This window comes from Candidatus Zixiibacteriota bacterium, assembly GCA_021159005.1.
Classification (GTDB): Bacteria; Zixibacteria; MSB-5A5; order UBA10806; family 4484-95; genus JAGGSN01.
The window spans coordinates 1-3,350 of record JAGGSN010000019.1; the positions used below are offsets into that span (position 1 = coordinate 1).

Annotated in this window: 2 protein-coding genes; both read left to right on the top strand. The window is 43.3% G+C overall.

The window, feature by feature from the left end; all coding sequences use genetic code 11:
* Window positions 1-237 precede the first annotated feature (237 nt).
* On the top strand, window positions 238-969 hold the full coding sequence (locus J7K40_01445; GenBank protein MCD6161063.1) for a ribonuclease Z: 732 nt from the start codon (window positions 238-240) through the stop codon (window positions 967-969).
* Between the two features lie 132 nt (window positions 970-1,101).
* Window positions 1,102-2,736 (top strand): T9SS type A sorting domain-containing protein, encoded by a 1,635-nt coding sequence (locus J7K40_01450; protein MCD6161064.1) that lies wholly within the window; start codon window positions 1,102-1,104, stop codon window positions 2,734-2,736.
* Window positions 2,737-3,350: the final 614 nt, after the last annotated feature.

The window sequence follows — 3,350 nt, forward strand, 5'->3', positions numbered from 1 at the left end:
AATTTAACCGCCTTCCCTATTATCCCATTTGGGACCGAACCGCTTATGTATTAAATATAATATATCAATTTTATGTGATAGTCAAGGTAAATTTTAGAGGAATTATTAAAATACTATATTGAAAAAAAAGGCGTTTGTTATTACAATAATAATGTTGTGGTTGGCGTTCGCCTTAGGCGAACTCGTCTGCCAGCAGCTACGTTTGAGATATTACAAAAATAAAAGCATTGAAAGAACATGGATAATTACAAAAACACTGCTCAAGCCTGGCATGGCAAGAACCTCGATGTCAAGATATTATTCTCCGTAGCCGGTCTGGCTACGCAAATCTGGATAGAGAACGAACAGGGTTCTTTATTAATAGACACCGGCGACGGGACGCTAAGAGATATTGTCGCCAACAAGCTTGATTATAAAAAAATAAAGGGCTTGCTGTATACACACGGTCATTTTGACCATATGGGCGGCTTGCATACAATTTTGTCGTTCCTCAGAATGATAGGCAGGACTGAGCCTTTGCCAATTATCGCCCCTGCTGGCTGCACTGAGGTTTTCTCTACAATTGATAATTTCATAAGGTGTTATCCTGATTCCACTGCCTATGAAATTCTCTGCAGGAAAGGCAATTCGGATGATTGTTTTGAGCTTTCCGGCATGGCAATCAAGCCGTATCCGGTTGTTCATTGCGGAAGTATAATGGATGGCCGCATACTGGATCAAATTCCTGCTTTTGGCTATAGGATTTCTTGCCGTGATGAACATATAGCCATAAGCGGCGATACGGGAGACTGCCCTGCCTTGCGAGAGCTTGTTCAGGATGCCGATTTGGCGATTATCGAAGCATCATATAAAGACAGCGCCAATATATCTAAGGATATTCTAAAGAAAGTGCATCTATCCGAGGATTTGGCAATAGAAATAGGAAAAACAGCGAAAGAATATATACTTGTGCATAAGATAAGGCGATAAACGCAAAATACTTGCAAACAATAGAATATTCCGCATACTTGACAAATACCGAATATTTTGTATATTATGTTCGCCATGAGTTAATTTTAAGGCTATTATATAATAAGCGCAGTTTTAATGATGGAGGAAAATATGAGATTAACTGTAACGCTAATTATGTTTTATATTTTCATAACAGTTGGCTCACCCTTAGCCGATCCGCCGCCGTATTATGATTTACGTGATGTTGACGGCGAAAACTATGTTACATCAGTGAAAAGCCAGACAGGAGGCACCTGCTGGACTCATGGGGCAATGGCCGCCATGGAGGGCAATATGATGATAACCGGTGCCTGGACTGAAGCCGGCGAGACCGGCGAGCCCGATTTAGCCGAATATCATCTCGATTGGTGGAACGGATTCAATCAATACAACAATGATGATATCAACCCGCCCCAGGGCAATGGCTTGGAAGTGCATATGGGAGGCGATTATCGGGTAACATCGGCTTATCTTACGCGGGGAGAAGGCGCAGTCAGAGATATAGACGGACAATCTTACGATACACCCCCGGCAAGACATAACCCGAGCTATCACTATTTTTATGCGCGTGATATCGAATGGTTTACTATAGGAGATAGTCTTAGCAATATCAATACAATAAAAACTAAGATCATGGAAGAAGGCGTCTTGGGCACATGTATGTGCTATAGCGGCGATTTTATCCAGAATTTCATTCATTACCAGCCGCCATCGAATGACCTCGACCCCAATCACGCTGTAGCTATCGTAGGTTGGGATGACACTTTGCCAACGCAAGCGCCTTTACCCGGCGCCTGGATGGTTAAAAATAGCTGGGGCGAAGGCTGGGGATTAGGCGGTTATTTCTGGATTTCTTACTATGATAAACACTCCTGCAGACAGCCGGAAATGGGCGCGATTTCATTCCAGAATGTCGAACCGCAAGCTTATTATAATATTTACTATCATGACTACCACGGCTGGCGCGATACAAAAACAGACTGCCATGAGGCATTTAATGCTTTTACTGCCGAGGGCACCGATACGGAATATGAAACATTGCGGGCAGTCAGCTTTTTCACGGCTGTCGATGATGTAACTTATACTGTGAAAATATATGACCGTTTCGAGGATGACGAATTGCTGGATGAACTCTCATCAAAAACCGGCGCAATCGAATTTAGCGGCTTTCATACGATTAACCTTGATGTTCCGGTAGAGCTTGACGAGGGCGACGATTTCTATGTTTATCTAAACCTTTCAGAAGGCGGACAGCCATACGATCGCACTTCGGATGTTCCGGTACTGTTGGGCGGCTCATCCCGGACTATAGTGGAATCATCTGCCAGCGCCGGCGAAAGCTATTATAAACAAGATGGGGACTGGATCGATTTAATTTATTTTGAAGATGAACCCTGGACCGGCACCGCTAATTTCTGTATCAAGGCGCTGACAAAATCGGATTCTATCACGAGCATTACTTCATTCAATAACAATTTGCCAAAGACATTTACACTTTCGCAGAATTATCCCAATCCATTTAATCCAACTACGACAATCGAATATACTTTATCCAAAAATTGTGATGTCAGGCTGAATATCTACGACCTTCTCGGACGGAAAGTAACCGAACTTGTGAACGAAAATCAATCGGCAGGTAATTATCAGGCTGCTTGGGATGCCGGTAATGTTGTATCAGGAATATATTTCTATGAACTGCAAGCTGGCGATTATAAAGCTGTAAAGAAGATGACATTGTTGAAATAATCATCTTATTCACAATAGTCTCACTTTAATCACAGGGGTTCAAACATTGAACCCCTGTTTGATTTTATTCTGCCAGAGTTGTCGGAAATAACTTCCGACAGCATAAAAATATTATAAAGATACTGTCATATTATTATCACAACCGTCAACACACCCTTAAATGCTGTCGGGTGCGGTGCCCCGACAGAAAATTAAACATACCCCTAAATCCCCTCTCGAGAGTGGAATAATAAAATGTTGGTGCGTGAGGATGTGCGCCAACTACTCTAATCCCTATCAAGGAGAAAATAATATCTGCGTTAACACATTATATCACTACTGTCCGGCCTTTTGTCCGCCTTAGGCGAATGCTATAATGATGTCATTCCCACGCTGCCCGCGTTATTCCCACACTACCCGCGTCATTCCCAACACCGTCCGCGTCATTCCCAACTTGATTGGGAATCCAGAGATTGGTCATGCCGATACCTCCTGCCGGCCGGCGCCCGCCTGTCTGCGGACACGGGGCATGGTATTTTTTTATCCACCTTTGAGTTAACGAACAGCTTCCTGGATTCCCCCGCCGCCGCGGGGGAATGACGCAAATGGGTAATCATCAAATTAAAATCAATTAC

What these genes read in the sequence shown, in the direction of transcription:
- J7K40_01450 (MCD6161064.1), top strand. Translation starts at nt 1,102, where the DNA reads ATGAGATTAACTGTAACGCTAATTATGTTTTATATTTTCATAACAGTT.
- J7K40_01445 (MCD6161063.1), top strand. Translation starts at nt 238, where the DNA reads ATGGATAATTACAAAAACACTGCTCAAGCCTGGCATGGCAAGAACCTC.